This window comes from Pseudomonas syringae pv. cilantro (assembly GCF_001293775.1).
Taxonomy (GTDB): Bacteria; Pseudomonadota; Gammaproteobacteria; order Pseudomonadales; family Pseudomonadaceae; genus Aquipseudomonas; species Aquipseudomonas syringae_P.
Genome location: NZ_LGLN01000006.1, coordinates 44,917 through 69,067 on the forward strand (window position 1 = coordinate 44,917; position 24,151 = coordinate 69,067).

Here is a 24,151-nt window from a genome sequence, read left to right on the forward strand (position 1 = left end):
TATGCCCAACCGTACCTTTGCCCATTCATAGATTGCAGCTTTATAACGGATTTTAGACAGCTCGTATGACATTTTTTTGAAACAGTTCGTCACATCAGCTCATGTACATGCCGCCGTTGACGGGAATTGTCGCCCCCGTAACGTAACCTGCGCCTTCTGAAGCAAGAAAAGCGACCACATGAGCGATCTCTTCAGCCTGCCCCAGACGACCCAGGGGAATCTGGGTTATCAGGGACTCTCGCTGAGCCTCTGGCAACTCACGTGTCATATCAGTATCGATGAAACCCGGTGCCACCGAATTCACGGTCACCGCACGCGAACCCACTTCTCGGGCCAGGGCCCGGCTGAAACCTTCCAGCCCGGCTTTCGCGGAAGCATAGTTTACTTGACCGGCGTTGCCCATGGCACCCACAACCGAACCAATGCTGATGATACGCCCCCAGCGAGCCTTGGTCATGCCCCGCAGAACACCTTTCGAAAGACGGAAAAGGCTGTTCAGATTGGTGTTGACCACGTCATACCATTCGTCATCTTTCATGCGCATCATCAGGTTATCACGAGTGATACCGGCATTATTGACGAGAATCAACGGCGCACCGACACGTTCCTGAATGGTCGACAGCACCGAATTGACCGATGCGGCGTCGCACACATCGAGCATCAGGCCAAAGCCTTCGATGCCGTTTTCCTTGAACGTCGCGCTGATGCGCTCGGCGCCGGACTCGGAAGTCGCAGTACCCACGACAACAGCACCGTTGCGTCCCAGTTCCAGGGCAATGGCCTGGCCAATACCACGGCTGGCACCGGTCACCAGTGCAACTTTACCTTGAAGGCTCATGCAGTCTTCTCCTAATCAGGCCAGTGCCGCGCGTGCGGCGGCAAAGGCATCCGGGGTGTCAAGGTTGTAGGTCATCACGCCTTCGGCGCAACGCTTGTTCAAACCTGCCAGCACTTTGCCAGGGCCGCATTCCACCAACTGTGTTGCCCCCTGGCTCGCCAGAAATTGAATGGATTCAACCCAGCGTACCGGCTTGTACAACTGTTCAAGCAAATCGCGCTTGAGTGTCGCCAGATCGCTGACCGCGCTGGCGCTGACGTTCTGCACCAGAGCAATTTCCGGCGCCTGCCAGTCGATCGCCTCGATGGACTCGGCAAAACGCTCTGCAGCCGGGCGCATCAGTTCGCAATGCGAAGGCACGCTGACCGGCAACGGCAAGGCGCGCTTGGCGCCACGGGCCTTGCACAATTCCATGGCGCGCTTGACCGCTTCGGCGGAACCGGCGATGACCACCTGCCCTGGCGAGTTGAAATTGACCGCACTGACGACCTCACCCTGAGCCGCTTCGACACAGGCTGCGATCACGTCAGCATCATCAAGACCAAGAATCGCCGCCATGCCGCCCTGACCGGCCGGCACGGCTTCCTGCATCAATTGACCCCGACGCTCAACCAGCTTGACTGCGTCCGCCAGACTAAGGCTTTGCGCAGCGACCAGCGCACTGTATTCACCCAGGCTGTGACCTGCAACAAAAGCGGGAATTGCACCGCCCTCGGCCAGCCACACGTGCCACAAGGCCACAGAAGCGGTCAGAATTGCAGGTTGGGTCTTGTCAGTCTGATTGAGCAGCTCGGCCGGGCCGCTTTGGGTCAACGCCCACAGATCGTAGCCAAGGGCCTCGGACGCTTGCTCGAACGTATCGAGAATCAACGGATGCTGCTGGCCTTGCTCGGCAAGCATGCCCAGCGATTGCGAACCTTGACCCGGAAATACAAATGCGAGGGATGCAGACATGTGACAAGCCTCTGAATTATTGTCGCCAAAATGGGCGTCCGGAATGGCCGAACGCAGGTTTCCAAACATGCATGACTGATCGGTTGGATGACTGACCAGTCGAGCACGTCACATTTTCACCCCCGAGCGTCACGAAACATCGCTTCAAGCTGGCAGCTCAAGCGTTGCGGCAGGTTTTCCGAGACCTCGGTCATGGCCCGGTAAATTGCACTCTGGAACCCGGAAACACTTGCCGAACCGTGACTTTTCACGACGACGCCCTGCAACCCCAAAAGACTTGCGCCATTGTGTCGCGCGGGAGCCAGCTCGACCTGAAGCCGCTTCAACAACGGCAAGGCCAGCGCCCCCACCGCCCTGCTGAGCAGATTGCGATTGAACAACGTGTCGATTCTGGCAGCAATCATGGTTGCCAGCCCTTCGCTCGATTTGAGCAGCACATTACCGACGAAACCGTCGCACACCACAACATCCGCCTCGCCCCGGTACACACCGTCACCTTCAACGTAACCGATATAGTTGAGCTGCGCGGCTGCCTGTAACAGCTCTGCCGCCTGCTTGACCTGCTGATTGCCCTTTATGTCTTCCGTACCGACATTGAGCAGGGCAACCCTGGGCTGTGCAACGCCGAGGATTTCAGCAAGGACCGAGCCCATCACGGCAAACTGATAGAGCGCCTCGGCACTGCAATCGACATTCGCCCCCAGGTCCAGCAACTGGCAATGACCTGTGCGGGTGGGAATGGCGGCGATCATTGCCGGCCGATCGATACCTGGCAAGGTCTTAAGCACATGCCGGGAGAGCGCCATCAGCGCACCGGTATTGCCAGCACTGACACAAGCCCCGGCCTCCCCGCTCGCTACAAGCTCAAGGGCCAAACGCATCGACGATTCGGGTTTGCCACGCAAGGCCTGCGAAGGACGCTCGCCCATGGCGATGACTTCGCTGGCGTTGACAACACGCAGACGCGAGCGATCCACACCACGATGGCTGGCGATCAGTTCTTCAATCAGTGGGGCCTGGCCGACGAGGGCCAAATGGAGCGAGGGCGTAGCTGTCAGGCACGCAAGGCTAGCCTGAACAATGTTGCGGGGACCGAAGTCCCCGCCCATTGCGTCGATCGCGATGATCGGAGCGGACAAGAAATTACTCGTCAGCGCCCTTGTCGATCACTTTACGACCACGGTATACGCCTTCTGGCGATACGTGGTGACGCAGGTGAATTTCACCAGTGGTCTTTTCTACCGACAGAGTGCTTGCCTCAAGAGCATCGTGCGAACGACGCATGTCACGGGCAGAGCGGGATTTTTTGTTCTGCTGAACAGCCATAATTGATTAACTCCTAAACGTTTGGGTCACGCTTTAACTGCGCCAATACACTGAACGGGTTGGACCGCGTTACCTCGTCCACGCTCGGTTCGGGCTCATCGAGACCCGCCGGTTGCTGGCATTCTTCAGGATGATGAGCAGGCACAATGGGCAAGGCGAGCAAGAGCTCCTCCTCGATCAATGCCAGCAGATCCAAAGGATCTTCGCCCAGTTCCAGCACGTCATAACCTTTCGGTAACGACTGGGTATTCGCACCCTCCTTCACCACGGCATAACTGCATTCGCTGTGGATCGGCAGGGTGACCAGCTCAAGACAACGCTGGCAAACCATCTTGACCGGGACGTCTATCGAACTGTGGATAACCACAGAACGACGTTCGTCACGCTCAAAAACGAATTTCGCCTGCACCGTACCGACAGTGTCGGCAAGCGGGTCGCAGAGTCTTTTCAGATCGCCCAGCAGCACTTCACCCTGAAGGGTAGTGCCGCGATCGGACAATTTGCGCGGGTCAACGTGAGATGGAATCGGGTCATTCAACATAGGCGCAGCATTCTAGGGATGCCCCCTTGGCATGTCAAAGGAAATTCAGGCCTGTTCGTCACTCTGGTCACTGATTAGAATCGCCGATCAGAAAACGGAGAACCGCATGCCATCCCTGCTCCTTGCCTCCAGCTCCCCATACCGCCGCGAACTGCTTGCCCGCCTGCGCTTGCCGTTCACCTGCAAATCCCCGGATATCGACGAAAGCCCTCGCCGCGACGAAGCCGCGCGCGACCTGGTCATGCGCCTTGCCAGGCAGAAAGCCGAGGCGCTGGCAGGTGAATATCCGCACCACCTGATTATCGGCTCCGATCAGGTCGCAGTCCTCGATGGCCGGATACTGGGCAAACCCCACACATTCGAGCGCGCCATGGAGCAGCTTGGCGCCGCGAGCGGCGCCAGCGTGACCTTTCTGACCGGCCTGGCGCTGCTCAACAGCTCGACTGGCGAATGCCAGATCGACTGCGTACCCTTTACCGTGCACATGCGCGAACTGGACCGAGCCAGCATCGAACGCTACCTGCGCGCAGAAGAGCCCTACGACTGCGCTGGCAGCTTCAAGGCCGAGGGGCTGGGTGTCAGCCTGTTTCGCAGCACCGAAGGCAGTGACGCGACCAGCCTGATCGGGCTGCCGCTGATTCGCCTGGTGGACATGCTTATAAAGGAAGGAATCAGCACCCCCTGAGCCGCCCGCCCCCCAATAAAAAACCCTGACCGGCGACGATCAGGGCTTTTCGGAGCGACAACGGTATCAGCGCAGCACAGGACCGTTAAAGCCCACCAGCATGGCGATCCGCTCGGCAATACTGGCGCCCAGTTTCTTCGAGAAACGATCAAAAGGAGACTCTTCGACGGTGTACTCGACGATATTCTTCTCCTTGATCACATCCCGCGCCACATAACTCGCGCTGCCCAGACCGTCCACCAGCCCCAGCCCGACCGCTTGCTCACCCGTCCAGATCAGGCCGGAGAACAGCTCGGGATGATCCTTGTCCTTCAGACGGTCGCCGCGACCTTGCTTGACGCTGGCGATGAACTGACGATGGGTTGTGTCCAGCACGCTCTGCCAGAACTGCGTCTCGTCGGCTTTTTGCGGCTGGAACGGGTCAAGAAATGCTTTGTGCTCGCCCGACGTGTAAGTGCGACGGTCCACACCCAGCTTTTCCATCGCCCCCACAAAGCCGAAACCGGCCGCCGTCACACCGATGGAACCCACCAGGCTCGCCTTGTCGGCATAGATCTGATCGGCCGCACTGGCGATGTAGTAAGCACCCGACGCGCCCAGATCGGTTATCACCGCATAGACCTTGATATCCGGCTTCTCGGCACGCAGACGACGGATCTCGTCATACACGTAGCCGGATTGCACGGGGCTGCCACCCGGACTGTTGATACGCAGGATGACACCCTTGGTCTTTTCGTCCTCGAACGCATCGCGCAGCGCAGTGACGATGTTCTCGGCACTGGCCGATTCCTTGTCGGCGATCAAACCCTGCACGTCGATCAGCGCCGTGTGACTGGCGCGACGCGAGGTACCGCCTTCGAAATCCAGCATCGGCAGGACCACGGCCACAAACAGAAACACAAATGTCAGCAGCTTGAAAAAGATCCCCCAGCGCCGTGCACGTCGCTGTTCTTGAACACTGGCGAGCAACGTTTTCTCGAGAAGCTTCCAGCTTTTAGCCTCTTCCCTGCCATTGATGCCCTCGTCCGCGCCTTGCGAACCAGGTGCTTTCCATTCGTCAGACATGCTTTTTTTACCCTTAAGCGAAAACTAGACGCTGCGCCGGCTCAACCAGGTACGCAGCTCGGAAAAATGCTCGATGGCCAGACACGGCTCGAACTGACGCAACGACTCCAGCGGCTGCGCGCCATAGCCCACTGCGACGCAATCCATACCGGCATTGCGCGCCATCAACAAATCGAAAGAGGCGTCGCCAATCATCAGCGAGCGCTCGGGCGCGACACCGCAGTGCGCCATGATCTCGTTGAGCATCAACGAATCCGGCTTGCTCGCCGTCTCGTCGGCCGCCCGGGTGATATCGAAGTAATCAGCCCAGCCATTGGCTTCCAGCACCCGATCAAGCCCGCGACGCGCCTTGCCGGTCGCCACCGCCAGACGATAGCCGTCCTCGCGGAACGCCTGCATGGACTCCACAACCCCCTCGAACAGCGAAGATGGCACGTTATCCATCGCCATGTAGGCATCAGCGTAGCGCTGCCGAAACCCGATCAAAAGGCTGTCGTCGATCTGCGGATACAAGGTCCGGATCGCCTCGGGAAGCCCCAGACCGATAATGTCCTTGATCGCAGAATCGTCACGCACCCCAAGGCCGCTCTCGACAGCCGCGGTGTTCATGGACTGGACAATCCGACCGACCGAATCAGCCAACGTACCGTCCCAATCGAAAATCAACAGATCGTAATCACGTTGCACTCAGACGCTCCACTGTCTTTGCCCACATCTCGTCGACGGGCGCTTGTACATTCAGCTTGCTGCCATCAGGCATCGGCACGATCAGCATGTAGGCATGCAGAAACAGACGCTTGCCGCCCAGGTCGCGAATTTCACGACTGAAATTCTCGTCGCCGTATTTGGTGTCACCGGCGATGGCGTGACCAGCGTGCAGCGTATGCACCCTGATCTGGTGCGTACGCCCGGTGACCGGCTTGGCCTCAACCATGGTGGCGAAGTCGCCGAAACGACGCAGCACCTTGAAGAGGGTCAGCGCTTCCTTGCCCTCTTCATTGACCTCGACCATGCGCTCACCGGAGCGCAGGTTGCTCTTGAGCAGCGGCGCGCGCACCTGTTTTTGCGCAGTAGCCCAGTTGCCACGTACCAGCGCCATATAACGCTTGTCGACACCATCGCCGCGCAGGGCTTCATGCAGATGGCGCAACATGCTGCGTTTCTTGGCAATCATCAGCAACCCGGAGGTGTCGCGGTCGAGGCGATGCACCAGCTCAAGCTCCTTGGCGTCCGGACGCAACTGGCGAAACGCCTCGATCACGCCGAAGCTCAGACCACTGCCGCCGTGCACGGCAATGCCCGCAGGCTTGTTGAGCACGATCAGCGCCTTGTCTTCGTAGACAATCGCCGCCTCGAGGCGCTGCAGCAGGGCCTGCGCAACCGGCACCGGCTCGTCGCGCTCGGGCACGCGCACAGGAGGAATGCGCACGATATCGCCTGCCTGCAACTTGTACTCGGGCTTGATCCGCCCCTTGTTCACACGCACTTCGCCTTTGCGCAGAATGCGATAGATCAAGGTTTTGGGCACACCCTTGAGATAAGTGATCAGAAAGTTATCGATGCGTTGACCGGCAAGTTCCGGCGCAACCTCAACCAGCTGGACGCCGGGGGTTGGAGGGGCAATATTCGTCATGCCGCAAATCATAACAATTTTTTATGGATTTGAAGCACTTAATGATTGCTGATATAGTCGCGAACGCCGCCATAAGCGGCCGGACAGCGGATCAACGGTTGACAACCGGCCCTGACCAACGCAATTCACAAGGACGCGAGGCCGTCCTACGGGGCGTTCGGTGACAACGGAGCACGACGAAAGCGTAACGAGCGCAGGTGACATGAGGCCGGATACACGCCTGACAGCAGAGCAGACAGCTCGCCGTCAGTGCGGACAGTTCATGGCCAGTTCACAAAGTGCAGTCGCTTCCAGACGCAACGAGCGAACGTTTCGGGAACAACGCCTTAAGCCATGATGCGCGGTCTTCCCTTTCGAAGACTGCGGTAAATGCCAACCCGCTGCGGATTCTGCGCGCGGCAGCACCCGAATTATCAGGGATACGTGTAGGGTGGAGACGCACAACCATCGGACTGTGTAGCACAAGGCTTGTTCTAGACGCTTCATCTCGTCCGCTACCGATGGTCGATTCCTCCTCCTGACAAAGCTTTTGCTGAAAAGGGTGTCTTATGCCACCACAGCAAGCAGGAAACGTCGTCGCGACCCTCCGCCCCCTCTGGGCGAGGACCTCGCTAGACACTGGAGTGTTCAACCACTCCTGACGTGCCCTGACACCGACCGTGAGAAGTCGTGTGTGCCGAACGCCGTTTCCGGCAGCCCGGAAACCGACGGTACTACATGAAAAGAATGCTGATTAACGCAACTCAACCCGAAGAGTTGCGTGTTGCACTGGTAGACGGCCAGCGCCTCTACGACCTGGACATCGAGTCAGGTGCACGCGAGCAGAAGAAGGCCAACATCTATAAAGGCCGAATCACTCGTATCGAACCCAGCCTCGAGGCTGCCTTTGTCGATTTCGGCTCTGAGCGCCATGGCTTCCTGCCCCTCAAGGAAATCTCCCGCGAGTACTTCAAGAAAGCCCCTGAAGGCCGCGTCAACATCAAGGACGTCCTGAGCGAAGGCCAGGAAGTCATCGTTCAGGTCGAGAAAGAAGAACGTGGCAACAAGGGCGCAGCCCTGACCACCTTCATCAGCCTTGCCGGCCGTTATCTGGTTCTGATGCCGAACAACCCGCGTGCCGGTGGCATTTCGCGTCGTATCGAAGGCGAAGAGCGTAACGAATTGCGCGAAGCGCTGAACGGCCTGATCGCCCCTGCCGACATGGGCCTGATCGTTCGCACCGCAGGTCTGGGCCGCAGCAGCGAAGAAATGCAGTGGGACCTCGACTACCTGCTGCAACTCTGGACCGCCATCAAAGAGGCGTCCCTGGATCGCTCCGCTCCTTTCCTGATCTACCAGGAAAGCAACGTCATCATCCGCGCCATCCGCGACTACCTGCGCCAGGACATAGGCGAGGTCCTGATCGACAGCATCGAAGCCCAGGAAGAAGCCCTGACCTTCATCCGTCAGGTGATGCCGCAGTACGCCAGCAAGATCAAGCTGTACGAAGACAGCGTTCCGCTGTTCAACCGCTTCCAGATCGAAAGCCAGATCGAAACCGCCTTCCAGCGCGTCGTTGAACTGCCTTCCGGTGGCTCCATCGTTATCGATCCGACCGAAGCGCTGGTGTCCATCGACATCAACTCGGCGCGCGCCACCAAAGGCAGCGACATCGAAGAAACCGCCCTGCAGACCAACCTTGAAGCGGCTGAAGAAATCGCCCGTCAACTGCGTCTGCGTGACATCGGCGGCCTTATCGTCATCGACTTCATCGACATGACGCCTGCCAAGAACCAGCGCGCAGTGGAAGAGAAAGTCCGCGAAAGCCTGGAAGCCGACCGTGCCCGCGTTCAGGTCGGTCGCATTTCGCGCTTCGGCCTGCTGGAAATGTCCCGTCAGCGCCTGCGTCCATCGCTCGGCGAGAGCAGCGGCATCGTTTGCCCGCGCTGCAACGGCACCGGCATCATCCGCGACGTCGAATCACTGTCGCTGGCGATCCTGCGCCTGATCGAAGAAGAAGCCCTGAAAGACCGTACTGCCGAAGTGCGCGCTCAGGTGCCGATCCCGGTTGCTGCGTTTCTGCTCAATGAAAAACGCAACTCGATCACCAAAATCGAACTGCGTACGCGTGCCCGCATCATCATTCTGCCTAACGATCATCTGGAAACTCCGCACTTCGAAGTTCAGCGTCTGCGTGATGACAGTCCGGAAGCGCATAACAACCAGACCAGCTACGAAATCGCTGCTGCGGCTGCCGAAGTCGAAGAAATCGCTCCGCTGGCCGCTGCAACCCGCACCCTGGTACGTCAGGAAGCTGCGGTCAAAACCGCTCCGGCACGCGCCAATGCGCCAGTCCCGGTTGAAGTTGCCGAACCTGTTGCGGCTCCGGCCCCTGTGGTTCACGAACCAAGCCTGTTCAAAGGCCTGGTGAAGTCCCTGGTCAGCCTGTTCGCGAGCAAGGAAGAGCCTGCTGCACCGGTGGTGGTTGAAAAGCCTGTTACCGAGCAGCGTCCTGCGCGCAATGAAGAACGCCGCAACGGTCGTCAACAGAGCCGTGGCCGCAACAATCGTCGTGATGAAGAGCGCAAGCCTCGTGAAGAACGTGCTCCACGCGAAGAGCGTGCCGAGCGCGCCCCTCGCGAAGAGCGTGCGCCGCGTGAAGAACGTGCACCTCGTGAAGAACGCGCTGTACGCGAACCGCGCGAAGCCCGTGAAGAATCGGCACCGCGCGAAGAGCGTCCGGCCCGCACCTCTCGCGAGCGCAAGCCGCGTGAAGCTCGCGAAGACCGTCCGGTCCGCGAACTGCGTGAGCCGCTGGATGCCGCGCCTGCCGTGAACCTCGCCCGTGAAGAACGTCCAGAACGCGCTCCGCGTGAAGAACGCCAGCCACGCGCTCCTCGCGAAGAGCGTCAACCACGCGCCGAACAGGCCGCGGCTGCCGTGAGCGAAGAAGAGGAAGCACTGCTCAACGAAGAGCAGGCACAAGAGGACAATCAGGAAAGCAACGACGGCAACGACGGTGATCGCCCTCGCCGCCGCTCCCGTGGTCAGCGTCGTCGCAGCAACCGTCGCGAGCGTCAGCGTGATGCCAACGGCAATGTGATCGAAGGCTCTGAAGAAAACGGTAGCGAAGAAGAAGGCAGCGCCGACCTGTCGGCAGGCCTGGGCTTCACCGCCGCAGCCTCTGCCGCCAGCAGCGTGATCAGTGCTCCGGCTGAAGCCAATGCGCATCAGCAGGCCGAACGTGCCAACAATGCCGCAGCCGCCCCGGATGCAGAGCCTGCACAACAGACGCCGGTTGCCGAAGCGCCTGCAACTGAAGCATCTGTCGCTGAAACAGCCATCACTGACACTGAAGCGCCGTCGCCAGCGGTAGAAATGCCCGCTGCGGCAGAGCCGACCGTTGAAGTGCCGGCCGTCGAAGCCCCGCTGGCAGACGATGCTCCAGCAGCCCAGACGGCTCCAGAAGTTGAAGTTCAGCCAACGGCAGTGGAAGCACCTGCTATCGCCGCACAGTCCGAGCTGTTCGAAGCACCGCACGCAGAACGCGTCGTGCCGTTCAAACCAACGCCAGAGCCGACGCCAGAAGCGCCGGTCGAAGCTGCGGTCCATGAGGAAGTGCCTGCCACTGAATCATCTGAACTGCCAACGCCCGCGCCTGCTCCGGTCGCTGAACCCGTCGTTGTCGAGCCGGTGGCCGAGAAGGAGGAGTCAGCTCCTTACGTCGCACCTCAGGCCGCCATCGAAGAACAGACACCTGCATCGCAAGAGCAAGAGCCGGCAGTTGCAGAAGCGCCTGCTGCGCCAGCGGTCAGCAGCACCGGCCGCGCGCCTAACGATCCGCGTGAAGTTCGTCGCCGCAAGCGCGAAGAAGAAGCACGTCGTCAGCAAGAAGCCGCTGGCAACAGCGCTCCAGCCGCTGAAGCAGAATCGGTCCAGCCTTCACCGGCAACCGAGGAAAAAGCTGAAGATTCCGTGATTCAGCTGCAACATGAAGCCGAGAAAGAGACCGAGCATAAACCCCTCGCCTAACCCCGGCCCATGAAAAAGCCCCGCCTGTGCAAGCAAGCGGGGCTTTTTTATGTCTGTCAGTTTGGTGCTGCGCTCACCTTAAATACGTGGCACTTGATCTGGCTTCTTCGCGAGCAACACGGGTCGCTCGTTCGCAAAAGACTTATGATCCCGGCGCTCGATTTCGAGTACGCAAAGCCGTATCTCAGTAGAGGTTCGGCTCCATCTCCAGCGTCACGCCAAAACGTTCGACGATATCGGTCTGTATGCGGCGGGCCAGTTCCAAGAGTTGCAGGCCGGTCGCCTGGCCGTAATTGACCAGCACCAGCGATTGAAGCGTGTGCACCCCTGCGTCGCCGTCACGGTAGCCTTTCCAGCCAGCCCGCTCGATCAGCCAGCCTGCCGCCAGCTTCACGCGGCCATCGGCCTGCGGATAGCCGACCACATCGGGATGTTCATGCTTGATCGTCGCGTACAGATCAGCAGAAACCAACGGGTTCTTGAAAAAACTGCCCGCATTGCCCAGCACCGCCGGGTCCGGCAGTTTTTCGCTGCGGATGGCAGAGATTGCGCGACTGACATCGAACGGAGTCGGCTTATCGACACCCAGCTCATTCAGGCGCTGACGAACCGGACCGTACTCGAGGTGCAAATTGGCTTCACGGGTCAGCTTGAAGCGCACACGCAGAATCAACCAGCGCGCCACCTGATGCTTGAATACGCTGTCTCGATAACCAAACGCGCAGTCCTCCAGGGAAAACTCACGCAGCTCGCCCGTCTCGCGATCCAGCGCCGTCAGACTGTGGAAAACATCCTTGATCTCGACGCCGTACGCGCCGATGTTCTGCATGGGCGCAGCGCCGACAGTGCCCGGGATCAGGCTGAGGTTTTCCAGCCCCGCCAATCCCAGCTCCAGACAGGACTGAACGAACGGATGCCAAGGCTCACCGGCCTCGGCTTCGACGATCGACTCCATGCAGTCTTCACGTACGATACGAATGCCGCGACTGGCCATGCGCAGCACAAGCGCCTGCACATCTGCGCTCAGCAACAGATTGCTGCCGCCGCCAATCACCAGCAGCGGCAGATCATGCCCGGCGCAATACGCCAACGCCTCGCGAACGTCTTGATCGTTGTGCGCTTCGGCAAACAGACGCGCCCGCACATCGACGCCGAAAGTATTGAACGGTTTCAGGGAAACCGCAGAGCGGGTCTGCAAGGTCATGCCCGCACCTGCCCGCTCACCTGAATAAACTGCATCACACCTCCAGCAGGCGTCTTACACGCTCAAGGTCTTCAGGCGTGTCGACGCCGCCCGGCGGGGCTTCCAATGCATCGGCAACGTGTATCCGCACGCCGTTCCACAGCGCGCGCAGTTGTTCGAGGCTCTCGGTGTTTTCCAGCCAGCACGGCCCCCAACTGACGAAGTCATGCAGAAAACCTGCGCGGTAGGCATAGATCCCGATATGACGACGATACGGCACACCGGCCGGCAGCTCGTCATTGCTCCTGGCCAGCGCATCACGCGCCCACGGCAGCGGCGCACGGCTGAACGTCAGCGCCAGCCCGTTGATGTCCGTCGAGACCTTGACGACATTCGGATTGAACAGCGCCGCCACGTCATCAATAGGCTCGGCAAGCGTCGAAATACCAGCCTCGGGATGAGCGGCAAGGTTGGACGCCACCTGATCGATGACTGCGGGCGGAATCATCGGCTCATCGCCCTGAACGTTGACCACGATCGCGTCAGCCGCCAGCCCCAATTGGGTGGCCACTTCGGCCAGACGGTCGGTGCCGGAATTATGGTCATCGCGTGTCAGCAGCACTTCGGCACCAAACGCCTGGCAGGCCTCGACAATGCGCGCATCGTCGGTGGCGATCACCACGCGTTCGGCGCTGCTTTTGCGCGCTTGCTCCCAGACCAGCTGGACCATGGGCTTGCCCGCGATAAGTTTCAGCGGCTTGCCCGGAAAGCGGCTGGAGCCATAGCGCGCCGGGATGACAACGGTAAAGGCTGCTGTCATTTTTCCAGGCGCTCGTCGGTGGTCAGGGTACGGGCTTCGGTTTCCAGCATGACCGGAATGCCATCGCGAACCGGATAGGCCAGGCCCGCGCCTTTGCTGATCAGCTCGGTCTTGTCGGCGCTGAGCTTCAATGGTCCCTTGCAGACAGGGCAAGCGAGGATGTCGAGTAGTTTGGTGTCCATAGGAGATCCTGAAGCAATCATGGAGAAAGACGTAGCAGTTGCTCGTCGAACCAGCTGACGAAGGCATCGGACGGCACTGCATCCACCGCCAGATACCACCAGTCATCGGCCGCGAACGTCCGACATTTCACCGCATCTTTCTCGGTCATGACCAAGGGTAGCGACGGGGTGAAGGTCAGCGCCTGAGCACTGTAGACCGCATGGTCGGCGAACGCGTGAGCCACCGGCCGCCAGTGTAGTCCTTCGAGGGTATTGAAGAAACGTTGCGGGTTACCGATTCCCGCGACTGCGTGCAGCGCCTGCCCGGCCGGGAAGTAATCCACTGGCTGGCGTTCACCGCTGCGCAGGTTGATCAGCGCAGCGGGTTTGAGCGTAAACCCATAGCCATCGTCGCGGTCAGACGTCGCCCCGTTGTACAGCAGGGCATCGACACTGCCCAGCCGCTCGACCGGCTCGCGCAATGGGCCGGCGGGCAGGCAGCGGCGATTGCCCAGACCGCGAGCGGCATCGATCAGCACCAGTTCCAGGTCACGGGCCAGACGGTAATGCTGCAGGCCGTCGTCGGAAAGAATCAGGTCCAGCGGCTCGGCCGCGAGCAAGGCCTGAACGGCGCGACTGCGATCCGGATCGATCATCAGCGGCACGCCGCTGCGCTGCACGATGAGCAGCGGCTCGTCACCCGCTTCGCTGGCGTTTTGCCCGGGCAGTACGCGCCACGGCAGGCTTGGCGGTCTGGCACCGTAACCACGACTGACGACGCCCACCCGCAGGCCGCGTCGACGACAGTGTTCGATCATCCAGAGAATCAGCGGCGTCTTGCCGGTACCGCCGATGGTAATGTTACCGACCACGATCACCGGCACCGGAGCGCGATAGATATCCCCCTCACCGGCGAGAAAGCGCGCACGTTTGCCGTCGACCACCCGCCGATAGAAACTTTCCAGCGGTCGCAAAAGCGCAAGCGCGGGGTGGCCCTTGTACCAGGCGGCAAGCAAGCGATCGGTAAGTGCCATCAGTTAGCCGATGTGGCCTCGACAGTGGTCATGCGCAAATGACTGAAACCCAGTTTGCCCGCGGCGTCCATGGCGGTGATGACCGACTGGTGCGGCGTCTTGCCATCGGCACTGATCGACAGCGGCAAACTGGTGTCGCCCGCCGACTCGCGCTGCAAGGCTTCGATCAGCGTCGCCAGATCGTTTTTCGGCAACAGCTGATTGTTCAGTGAAAAGATCCCGTCGGCGTTGATGGCGATGTCCAGATGTTTAGCCGCAGCGTCAACCTCAGGCGTACCGGTTACCGCCTGCGGCAGGTCCACGCGCAATTGGGTTTCACGGGTGAAGGTGGTGGTCACGATGAAGAACAGCAGCAGGATGAACACCACGTCAATCAGGGAAACCAGATTGATGTCGATGTTTTCGCGGGGTCTGCGGCGGCGAAATTTCACTTCTTCTTGCTCCCGCCCGCTCTGGCCAGCGACTTGAGATCAACCTTGGCGTTGATCAGATCGACATCACGGTCGCCCTGCACCACTTCAACCAGACGAATCGCCTGCTGCTCCATGCCGACCACCAGTTCGTCGACACGGCTTTGCAGAAAGCGATGAAAGAAAATCGCCGGGATCGCGACAATCAGGCCCGATGCGGTACAGATCAGCGCCTTGGAAATGCCGCTCGCCAGTACGCCGGCATTGGCGGTCGCGCCGGAACTGTTGAACGAGCCAAAAATCTCGATCATGCCCAGCACGGTACCGAGCAGGCCGAGCAGTGGCGCCATGGCAGCAATCGAGCCCAGCGCGCTCAGGTAGCGCTCCAGGTCATGAATGACACGGGCGGCGGCTTCTTCGATGCACTCTTTCATGATCTCGCGGCCATGCCTGGAGTTGGCCAGACCTGCGGCGAGGATTTCACCCAAAGGCGAATCGGCGCGCAGTTGCTTGAGCTTTTCGCTGTCGAGCTTGTTTTCCTGGATCCACTGCCAGGCCTGCCCCAACAGATGCGGCGGGGCAATCCGGCTGGCCCGCAGCGTCCATAAACGCTCGATGATGATGCCGGCAGCGGCAATGGAACTCAAAATGATCGGCAGCATCATCCAGCCGCCAGACTTGACCAGTTCCCACACAGTGATCACTCCATCGAAAAATTGGCGCCACTCTACCATAGGGCCGCCGGATGCCGAGCGCCGAGATCGATATCCGCGCACTCAATCACGCCAGAAACGCCGCTGCGCACGCTCTGCGCGGGGCGGACCGAATGTGCCCAGTTGCAGACTGATGGCACCCAGCTCAGCGCTGTCGTAACTCGCTATGCCCAGCCATCGGTAACGCGCCATGACCCGCGGGTGCGGATGTCCGAACGCATTGTTGCGCCCTCGGGAAATCAACACGCCGACGGGCGCGACGGCCTGAAGAAAGGGTTTCGATGACGAAGACCGACTGCCATGGTGCGGGGACTGCAACCAGTGAGCGCGCAGATCGAAGCCACTGTCCATGGCCGCACGTTCGGCGTGAACATCGATGTCGCCCGCCAGCAGCAAGCGCTCGCCACCGGCGTCGACACTCAGGATGCAGGAGGCCGCATTACCGTCGGGAGCCTGCTCCCAGCGCCAGGTGCTGAAGATCACGCCATCCCATTCCCAGCGTTCGCCGCTCTCGCACAGCGCTGCGTTGAGTTGCGGGGCGAGCCTGGCCCGCTCACCGCCCAGCACCCGAGTCACCGGGAAGGCCTGATGAACCGCAAGGGCCCCACCGGCGTGATCTGCATCGGCGTGGCTGATCAGCATCAGATCAAGGTGACGAACACCGGCCTTGCGAATGGCGGGCACGACCACACGCTGACCGATATCAAACTCACCGAAGCGCGGCCCCGCGTCATATAACAAGGTGTGATTGCGCGTACGCAACAGAATCGCCAGACCCTGCCCCACGTCCAGTTGCAAGACTTCAACCTGCCCTTCTGGCACTGTTTCAAGCGGCGGGAACACGCACAACAGCAGCAGCGGCCAACCCAGCGGACGCATCGGCACGCCTCGGGGCAGCAATAACAACAAGGCCCCCATAAAACTCAGCCCCCAGGCCCAACCCGGCAAGGCACTGGGCAACCAGGCAGGCAGCACTGCGCCGACCCGGTCGAGAAACATGAACAGCCATTCCAGCGCGCCTCCGGCCAGCCACAACAACCCCTCACCCAGCAGCGGGACCGGCAACAGCAGCGTCCCGACCAATGCGGGCGGCAGAACGATCACGCTGACCCATGGCACAGCGATAAGGTTGGCAAACGGACCGCTGAGGCTGATCGGCAGGTTCAGCGCCAGCAGAATCGGCAGCAGCCCAACAGCGATCAACCATTGCGCACGCGTCCAGCTTTGCCACCAGCGCCAGGCGCCCAGCCGGCCGCTGAAAATCAGCAACAGGATGCCGACCGCAGCAAATGACAACCAAAAGCCCGGTTGCAACGTGACCAGCGGCTCGAAGAACAGCACCGTGTTAAATGACAGCAGCAACGGCCAGACCATGCCCAGATGCCGGAAACGCAAACGCCAGAACAGCACCATGGCGACCATCACACAGGCGCGCCGTACTGGCACTTCGAAACCGGCCAGCAGCCCGTAACCCAACGCCGCGCCAAACGCCAGTACACATGCACTGGGTAACCAGGGCAACGCTTGCGGCCAAAATCCCCAACGCGCCAGGCCGGCAACCAGCGCATAGACCACCCCGGCGAGCAAGCCAATGTGCTGGCCGGAAATCACCAGCAGATGCACGGTGCCGGTGTCTTGCAGTACCTGCCAGTCGGTGCGCGACAAACCCGAGCCATCGCCCAGCACCAACGCAGCCAGCCCGCCTTCCCGGCCCTGCGCATCGACCGCCAGCAGCCGCTGTCGAATGCCGTCGCGCCACGCCCCACGCGCCGGGGCCAGACGCTGGCCGTCTGCCACAGTGCCGGTCGCGCCGATACGCTGCGCCAGCAACCAGGCCTGATAATCGAAGGCATCCGGATTGACCAGCCCGCCAGGACGCTTGAGTTTGAGCGCCAGACGCCAGCGCTCGCCACTGCGTATCTCGGGACCTCCATACCAGGCCACACGAATCAACTCAGGTAAAGTCGCCCGCCGTGAGCGTGCATCCTCCAGTTCAAAACGCACCACGCCCTCGGCGACACTCGGCAGCCCGACCACCTTGCCCTGCACCCACAGCGTCTGCCCGTCCAGCCGCTGCGGCAGACGATCATTCAATGCCCACTGCGCCGAAACGCACGCCCACGTGAAACCGAGCATAAACAACGCCACTGGATAGGTGCGAAACGGCAGCAGCATCAATGCCACCACCGGCATCAGCAGCAACAGCCAGGTCGGCGGCAAGGCAGGCAGAAAACGCAAGGCCACCAGCCCCAGCGCGAGCGCGATCATCCCTGTGCGCATGACGGATCCTTAAAGCGGAAAGCGTTAAGGATTAGCGCAATCACAGATGCTCGTCAGGATTGAGTGTTGCGAGATTTGAAAGCTTGCAGCTCAACGAGCTTAAAGCCCGTCTTTATAAGCGAACTGTCCAATGTCCACCCTGAAACTCGGAAATTTCCTGCATTTTTTTCGGCTAAGGATTGTTAGCGTGCCCTCCGCCGAAAAACACACACACCGGGACACCTGCATGCCTGCGCCAGCTCATCGCTTCAGCCTGTCTATCGAAGACTCGATCCCTGCATTTCAGGTCCTCGCCTTCGAGGGCACGGAAGGCATCAGCAGGCCCTACGTCTTTACGATAGATCTGGTCAGCGAATGCGCCGATCCAGATCTTGAGCGACTGTTGCACCAGCAGGCGTTTCTGACGTTCGACGGCAGCGACTCAGGCATCCACGGACAGATTTACCAGATCAGGCAACGCGACTCGGGCGCACGACTGACCCATTACAGCGTGACGCTGGTTCCACACTTCAGTTATTTGGCACATCGCACCAATCAGCGCATTTTTCAGTCTTTGACGGTCCCGCAAATCATCAGCCGGGTCCTCAAAGACCACGGCATTCTCGAAAACGCTCATCAGTTTCAACTCAACGGCACCTGTCTGCCCCGCGAATATTGCGTGCAGTACCAGGAGACCGATCTGCATTTCATCCAACGCCTGTGCGAAGAGGAAGGCATGCACTTCCACTTCCAGCACAGCCGCAAGGGTCATGTTCTGGTCTTTGGCGATAACCAGAGCCTGTTCCGCAAACTGTCCCGAGCGACGCCCTATCACCAGAACAGCGGCATGATCGCTGAAGAGCCTGTTATCCGAAGCTTCAGTACGCGGCTGGAAACCCGTACCAGCCACACCGCCAGGCGCGACTACGACTTTGAACACGCCGGATGGCAACCACACGCCGAGTATCGTCCTGGCAACAACAAGGCTCAGCCTGACCTTGAGGACTACACCTGGCCGGGTCATTTTCAAACCAGCGAGCGAGGGCGGCTTTTAAGCCAGCAGGCGCTGGAGCGCCACCGCTGTGACTATCAACAGGCCGAGGGAGAAAGCGACCAGCCCCTGCTGGTCAGCGGACACTTTCTACCGCTCAGCAATCATCCTCGCGAGGAGTGGAACAAGCTCTGGCTGCTGACACACATTCACCATCAGGGCAGACAACCGCAGGTGCTGGAAGAAACCTTCAGTGGTACCAAAACTGGTGATGAGGAGGACCTCATTCAGGGCTACAGAAACAGATTCCTTGCGACGCCCTGGGATGTGTTTTTCAGGCCTGCTCTCCTCCACCGCAAGCCTCGCATTCCGGGCAGTCAGACAGCCCGAGTCACCGGTCCTGAATCGGAGCAGGTCTACTGCGATGCTCATGGCCGAATCAAGGTCAAGTTCCATTGGGACCGTGAGAGCACCCTCACCGACACAAGCAGCACCTGGCTGAGAGTTGCGGCTCACTGGGCCGGAAACATGCACGGCGGCGTCACGATTCCGCGTGTAGGCATGGAAGTGCTGGTGACCTTCATCGATGGAGACCCGGATCAACCGATCGTCAGCGGTTGCCTGCCCAACAGCCTGAACCCTGTGCCCTACGCATTACCTGCTCATAAGTACCGCAGCGTCTTTCGCAGTCGCAGCGCGCCAACAGGCAGCGGTTTCAACGAACTTCATCTGGAGGATCGCAGCGAGCAAGAACTTATCTACGTGCGTGCGCAGCGTGACATGGAGCAGAAAATCATCCATGACAGCCGTTTGGAGGTGGGTAATGAGCGGTCGGAAACCATCAAGGGCAACAGTATCAGCGTTGTAGAGGCAGAAGAACGACGCACTACAGGCGCAGACCGCAAAGTCAGGGTCAAAGCAAATGATTATCTGCATGTCGATAACAACAGCTATCTGCGTGCCGGCCAGATTCTGGTTGCCGAAGCAGGACAGCAAGTTCACATCAAGGCAGGCGCCAATCTGATTCTGGATGCAGGCGCGAGCATTACGCTCAAGGCAGGTGGTCAGCATATCGTCATCGGTGCCGGGGGGATTTTCAGCAGCAGCCCTATTGATCAGGGAGGTGCTCCTGTCACCGGGGCAAGTTCGGTATCAGGGCTGCCTACGCCAGTCGCGGCGCTATTAAACGCTTCTCTTGTCACTCAGAAACAAGCATTCCGGAGCGCTGCAGAAAAAGCCGCTCCAGTGTGTGCGATATGCCTGAAAGTGAAGGAGCAGCAGGCATGAACCGCACCTATCTGTTACTGGATGCGGCCCTGATCGATGATCTTGCCCAGCGTCTTCTGCACATGAAACAGTTCGCGTTGTGCCAACCACTTTATGTGAACACCGCCTACGAAACACTTGCAGACTGCGGCCCCATGCTGGTCGACGTCACGTCAAACAGACCATTGCAAGAAATGTTCAAGCAGAAATGGCGTGCTGAATCGGGAATCTGGCTGGAATCTGCAGCCAAAGAGTCCGAGCTAATCGAGCATTTGCGCAGCCTGGTGCATGTTCAACTGGACAGTGGCATAACCGTTCTTTTTCGTTATTACGATCCGCGCATCACGCGACTGTGGCTTGCCTGCGTGGAGAACCATGAGCTTGACCTAATGCTGGGCCCAATCAGATCGATTCGACTTCCTGGCAAAGACGATAGCGACCTGACGATTTGTCGACACGGACCAGAACAAGACGCTGCACGCTATTCAGATACCCCTTGGCTGACCCTGAGCAGCAGACAGCTCGATATCCTGTGCCAGGCGCAGCACCAGCGGTTCGATCAGCACCTGATTGATCACTGCCAACGGTTTTTCCCTGAAGCACTTGAGGGGCTTGGCCACGACGAAAGACATCAATGGGCCCAGGCCTGTCGAAAAAGCGCAGCACGCCATGGCTACAGCACCGACAGTCAGGTTACCCGATGGGTCGCGCTCTTTGCCTGTCTGGGTGAAAGCTTTCCTTATGGCAATACTCACGCGCCCTATCAAAGAATTCTCGAGGAGCAGTTCATATCGCCTGAACAACGTCTGGACAATCTGCTTGCTGAACTGCCCCGCCGACTCATCCGCAACATGGAGTCTGCCGTATGAGCAGTCAGGAGACACACGCAGCGATCATCAATCTGGCTGACGCCGATCGCGTCGCCAGCATGAGACCTCACGACGATATCAACAGTCCGGTGGCAAGCTGTCCGGCCAGCCAGGCCCACGTGTTTGTGGTGCCCGTACGTTATGCACTTGCGGAGGAGGCAGCCACGCATGATGCCTGCCAGCCCGGCGTTACACCGCAGAGCCACGCGATGGCTGCTCGTCGACTGCGCAGCGGCTTTCTCTATGTGTGGCAACGGCGTGGACCGCTGCAACGCTATGCCGTATCAGCGCAGGGCTTGCTCGAGCCTCAATCACCGGCTGACAGTGACACCTGTCTTGAGGCCGGCTCCCTTTCGGGGCTGAAGCTCGACAAGTTTGATGAAACCTGGCTGCTCTATACCGAGCAGCCGCTCGATGTAAAGCACTGCGCCCGCCTTGGCGAGCGCGAAGCCCGCCAGCAATACATGCGCGCCATCGACCTGCGCGAAGTAGCCGACAATCTTCATGCGCCGCACTGCCCGCCGCTTTCAGCGGCTGAGCAGGTCATTGCCGAATTGATACCGGACACCTTTGCCTGGGCCGTGACAGTCGATCAGCGGCGCAACGGTGAGATCAACCGAGAGCAAACCGAGAAGCTGGCCGAGGCCATGAGGCGCGACCCGTCCTCCGCCAACATCAACGCCTACGTCAAGATGACACGCGATAATAAAGAGCGTGAAAGCATGACCAGGCACTATCCCGATGCCCGGGAAGATGGCATAGCTCCGGGGGATTGGAGCACCCAGCCCTGGGAAGCACTCCGCACGCAAGACTGGCTGGAAAACACCCGCAAACAGGCGCTGGGGCTATGGTCGGTATTCGCGTGCCTGGACGATGATCTGGGCGTACTGCGCGATATCAATCATGAGCAGGAACAAGTAGAGGTTTCTCACGCCAGATGGCAGGAGGATCACAATCTGCATCTGGGCATTGGCGGCTTCATTCGCACCCTGGTCACCGAGGAGCCGGGCGAGGTAGCGAGCCTGCTGAATTACCGCTACCGCGAGCGGGATATTCAGATCACTGCGGAGCAAAGTCAATTACTGCTGGACGCAAGCCAGCGTGTAGACCAACTCAACAAAGAGGCGGTCCGGGTAAGTCGTGGTAGAGGACGTCAGTACAGCCGCGAACAAGCCGACAGGCTTATCGAAGAGCTGCGGATCAAACGCCAGGAAGCTGTGGAGCCGGTCAAAGCGTTCATTCCCGCCGATCTGAGTGACGAAGTGGAAAGCGTGGTGCGCGAGTACCGGAAAGAAAAGGTCAGCAACCTGGAAAACCATCACGTAGGCGCCAAGGTCGGCGAGTACATCGATCTGCCATTGATGAATGACTGGCTCGACCAGACTGCGCCTGCTCACTACCAGCGGGTCGAAGCTCGCCACACGACACTTTATGCCGATCGTGGTCAGTTTCTGACGCGGCATCAAAGCGGTACGTGGTTCGTGGATTACACCAACCCGGCGCACCGCTCGTGGCTGGATGAGCTGGCGATGGCCTGCCTGAGCGCTCAGTGCGTGCGCAGCCTGGGTGCCGAACAATACGCCGAGTATGTACGTACTGCAGACTCCGGCGCATTGCGCCAACTGTTCTTTGCCTGGAGTCCGACGCTGGAGGGCGCGCTCACCAGTGAAACCCGACTGGGCGAGGTACTGGCCGCATTGAGCCTGGAAAATCAGGACAACGCACGTCAGGCCATGGCCAAAGTACTGGAACATCTGGCAGAACCTGTCCTCTCCGACATGAGCACTATGGCGCGCGACGCCACAGGCGTCTGGAACACGCTGGTCAAACGCCTTGGTGCCGCGTTATTGCTACTCAAAGGCGAACATGCCGACCGCCTGAGCGGGGCCTGGACCACAATTCTGATGGCTGCCCGTCTGGGGAATAATGTCGGAACCCGCCTGATCAGTGAAGGCGGGACAAGACTGCTCCAGGCCTTCGGGCCAGGCATCGACGACCTGGTGCACTGGGTCAAAACAACTGCCCATGCAATCTCCATCGGCCAGGTAGCAAAAATCGTCAACTCGCCCGCCGTCCAGAACAGTGGCGGTCTGACACCGATGGTCGTACTGCTACTCAACACTTTGAATACCAACAACTACCTGAATCAAGCGAGCGCGCTTGAAGAAATGGATGAGCAGAGGATCAACGATACAGCTTCTGCGGCGCTGTATTGGGGAGCGGCGTTGGTGGCGGTGCTGGATAGTCAGGTGCGCAAGGGGATGGGGATCAAGCAGATAAATCTGCGTTTCTCTGCTACTCCAACTTTGACGGTATTTGGGGCAGTTATTGGAGGACTTTCAATGGCAGGAGCAGCCGCAGAGTTCCTATCTCTCGGGAAGCAGTTAGAGCGCGCGCATGGCTCCTCTGACCCGTGGCTAGAAATAAGGCAAAACGTAGTGGGCGGCCAGATAGCGGCATATGGAGCGCAGGCTGTGCTGGGCATCGCCTACACATCTCGCGCACTCCTAGGCATCATTTCCGCCGACGCAGCAATTGCGGGCTTCATGCTCTGGATGGGGCCTGTTACGTGGATTATCGCCATTCTGGGTGTGCTGTATCTGATCGCCTGGTATCTACGGCAAACCCCTTTACAAAACTTTCTGGGCAATTGCTGCTGGTCCAGACAACGTGCCCATGACCAGTCACCCAGTGACTCGAAGCGCCAGCTCGAAGAACTGGATCGCCTTTACCTCATTCTTTACGCCCCCCGTGTCAGCTTCACGGTCAATGAAGAAAGCCTTGCAGCGGACAATCGTGACGGCATCCGCTACGAGCTTTATATCCAGACCCTGACCATCGACCTGCCGGGCGCGACGCCTGGCAACACCCGGCTGGACCTGTCGATGATCGGCGACCCTGTGGACTATCAGCTATGGCTGGAAATAAGAGGTGCTCCGGGATTGACCGGCAAGCCTTACACCCTGCGCGACATGGGTGCTCACTGGCTGAACAACAGCACCTGCGAGTGGATTCCCGCAGATCAGGGACAAGGATTGCGTCTCACAGGCGTATTCAAGCCTGTCTATCGTGAATTCGGTTCGCTGCCACGCAGCGTTTCATTGCGGGTGCGCTACGGGACCCCATTTACTGCGCTTTACGGTGTTCAGGGCTTCATAGGCGGCGCACGCGGTCTGGCCTTTACCGTAACGCCCGAAAATGGCGTGATCGCACTGCGCAACGATCCCACGCCGAAACTGGACAGCGCACAGGTCTACAAGCTGGGTGAGCAGCAATGTTCTGTATTCCTGCAACCCGGGAGCAGACGGTGAGCAGCCATCCCGCTGGCACCCGCCAGAAAAAACTGTTCTCGCAGAACGATTACCTGGCACCCCTGCCACTGCCTACCGGCC

20 protein-coding genes are annotated in these 24,151 nt (G+C 59.6%); 5 read left to right on the plus strand and 15 right to left on the minus strand.

Annotated elements, in window-relative coordinates; translation table 11 throughout:
* Positions 1–94: 94 nt before the first annotated feature.
* The 5 genes from fabG to ABJ99_RS00325 form a co-directional block, all read right to left on the minus strand.
* Positions 95–838, minus strand: coding sequence for a 3-oxoacyl-ACP reductase FabG (fabG, locus tag ABJ99_RS00305; RefSeq protein WP_007253395.1), 744 nt, complete (start codon positions 836–838; stop codon positions 95–97).
* Positions 839–853: 15 nt separating this feature from the next.
* Entirely contained in the window at positions 854–1,792 is a 939-nt protein-coding gene (fabD, locus tag ABJ99_RS00310) for an ACP S-malonyltransferase (protein ID WP_054084115.1), read from the minus strand.
* Positions 1,793–1,908: 116 nt separating this feature from the next.
* Positions 1,909–2,931, minus strand: coding sequence for a phosphate acyltransferase PlsX (plsX, locus tag ABJ99_RS00315; RefSeq protein WP_054084116.1), 1,023 nt, complete (start codon positions 2,929–2,931; stop codon positions 1,909–1,911).
* 4 nt (positions 2,932–2,935) lie between these two features.
* Complete coding sequence (gene rpmF / locus ABJ99_RS00320) at positions 2,936–3,118, minus strand: 50S ribosomal protein L32 (RefSeq protein WP_002552688.1); 183 nt, start codon at positions 3,116–3,118, stop codon at positions 2,936–2,938.
* A 13-nt stretch (positions 3,119–3,131) separates the two neighbouring features.
* Positions 3,132–3,659, minus strand: coding sequence for a YceD family protein (locus ABJ99_RS00325; protein ID WP_002552687.1), 528 nt, complete (start codon positions 3,657–3,659; stop codon positions 3,132–3,134).
* A 106-nt stretch (positions 3,660–3,765) separates the two neighbouring features.
* Here ABJ99_RS00325 and ABJ99_RS00330 point away from each other — a divergent pair, with 106 nt between their 5' ends.
* Complete coding sequence (locus tag ABJ99_RS00330; RefSeq protein ID WP_054084117.1) at positions 3,766–4,344, plus strand: Maf family protein; 579 nt, start codon at positions 3,766–3,768, stop codon at positions 4,342–4,344.
* Positions 4,345–4,410: 66 nt separating this feature from the next.
* On the opposite strand, the gene sppA is transcribed toward ABJ99_RS00330, so the two are convergent.
* Genes sppA through rluC form a run of 3 tightly spaced genes read right to left on the minus strand, consistent with a single transcriptional unit; the run spans position 4,411 to position 7,042 of the window.
* Positions 4,411–5,409 (minus strand): signal peptide peptidase SppA, encoded by a 999-nt coding sequence (gene sppA, locus ABJ99_RS00335; RefSeq protein WP_054084118.1) that lies wholly within the window; start codon positions 5,407–5,409, stop codon positions 4,411–4,413.
* A 24-nt stretch (positions 5,410–5,433) separates the two neighbouring features.
* Positions 5,434–6,096: an HAD-IA family hydrolase gene (locus ABJ99_RS00340; protein WP_054084119.1), complete on the minus strand. Its 663-nt coding sequence runs from the start codon at positions 6,094–6,096 to the stop codon at positions 5,434–5,436.
* Positions 6,086–7,042 (minus strand): 23S rRNA pseudouridine(955/2504/2580) synthase RluC, encoded by a 957-nt coding sequence (gene rluC, locus ABJ99_RS00345; protein WP_054084120.1) that lies wholly within the window; start codon positions 7,040–7,042, stop codon positions 6,086–6,088. Before rluC ends, ABJ99_RS00340 begins: the two co-directional genes overlap by 11 nt.
* A 726-nt stretch (positions 7,043–7,768) precedes the next feature.
* Here rluC and rne point away from each other — a divergent pair.
* On the plus strand, positions 7,769–11,053 hold the full coding sequence (gene rne, locus ABJ99_RS00350) for a ribonuclease E (protein WP_054084121.1): 3,285 nt from the start codon (positions 7,769–7,771) through the stop codon (positions 11,051–11,053).
* Between the two features lie 184 nt (positions 11,054–11,237).
* Here the strand turns inward: rne and murB are convergent, their stop codons facing one another.
* From murB to ABJ99_RS00385, 7 genes are read right to left on the minus strand one after another with little or no spacing between them, the layout of a single operon-like run.
* Complete coding sequence (gene murB, locus ABJ99_RS00355; RefSeq protein WP_054084122.1) at positions 11,238–12,257, minus strand: UDP-N-acetylmuramate dehydrogenase; 1,020 nt, start codon at positions 12,255–12,257, stop codon at positions 11,238–11,240.
* Positions 12,258–12,291: 34 nt separating this feature from the next.
* Positions 12,292–13,056 carry a 3-deoxy-manno-octulosonate cytidylyltransferase gene (gene kdsB / locus ABJ99_RS00360; protein ID WP_054084123.1) on the minus strand — a complete coding sequence of 255 codons (765 nt, stop codon included), beginning with the start codon at positions 13,054–13,056 and terminating at the stop codon, positions 12,292–12,294.
* A complete protein-coding gene (locus ABJ99_RS00365; protein WP_007253405.1) occupies positions 13,053–13,238 on the minus strand; it encodes a Trm112 family protein in 186 nt (61 codons plus the stop codon). Before ABJ99_RS00365 ends, kdsB begins: the two co-directional genes overlap by 4 nt.
* A gap of 17 nt (positions 13,239–13,255) precedes the next feature.
* Complete coding sequence (gene lpxK, locus ABJ99_RS00370) at positions 13,256–14,251, minus strand: tetraacyldisaccharide 4'-kinase (protein ID WP_054084124.1); 996 nt, start codon at positions 14,249–14,251, stop codon at positions 13,256–13,258.
* Positions 14,251–14,682 (minus strand): ExbD/TolR family protein, encoded by a 432-nt coding sequence (locus ABJ99_RS00375; protein ID WP_007253407.1) that lies wholly within the window; start codon positions 14,680–14,682, stop codon positions 14,251–14,253. The genes lpxK and ABJ99_RS00375 overlap by 1 nt, the downstream gene beginning before the upstream one ends.
* Complete coding sequence (locus ABJ99_RS00380) at positions 14,679–15,395, minus strand: MotA/TolQ/ExbB proton channel family protein (RefSeq protein ID WP_080377951.1); 717 nt, start codon at positions 15,393–15,395, stop codon at positions 14,679–14,681. Before ABJ99_RS00380 ends, ABJ99_RS00375 begins: the two co-directional genes overlap by 4 nt.
* A gap of 42 nt (positions 15,396–15,437) precedes the next feature.
* A complete protein-coding gene (locus ABJ99_RS00385) occupies positions 15,438–17,654 on the minus strand; it encodes a DNA internalization-related competence protein ComEC/Rec2 (RefSeq protein WP_054084125.1) in 2,217 nt (738 codons plus the stop codon).
* A 226-nt stretch (positions 17,655–17,880) separates the two neighbouring features.
* Between ABJ99_RS00385 and ABJ99_RS00390 the strand changes: the two genes are divergently transcribed.
* Genes ABJ99_RS00390 through ABJ99_RS00400 form a run of 3 tightly spaced genes read left to right on the plus strand, consistent with a single transcriptional unit; the run spans position 17,881 to position 24,070 of the window.
* Positions 17,881–19,911, plus strand: coding sequence for a type VI secretion system Vgr family protein (locus ABJ99_RS00390; protein WP_054084126.1), 2,031 nt, complete (start codon positions 17,881–17,883; stop codon positions 19,909–19,911).
* Positions 19,908–20,759 (plus strand): DUF4123 domain-containing protein, encoded by an 852-nt coding sequence (locus ABJ99_RS00395; RefSeq protein WP_054084127.1) that lies wholly within the window; start codon positions 19,908–19,910, stop codon positions 20,757–20,759. The genes ABJ99_RS00390 and ABJ99_RS00395 overlap by 4 nt, the downstream gene beginning before the upstream one ends.
* Positions 20,756–24,070 carry a toxin VasX gene (locus ABJ99_RS00400; protein ID WP_054084128.1) on the plus strand — a complete coding sequence of 1,105 codons (3,315 nt, stop codon included), beginning with the start codon at positions 20,756–20,758 and terminating at the stop codon, positions 24,068–24,070. The genes ABJ99_RS00395 and ABJ99_RS00400 overlap by 4 nt, the downstream gene beginning before the upstream one ends.
* The last annotated feature ends 81 nt before the right edge of the window (positions 24,071–24,151 follow it).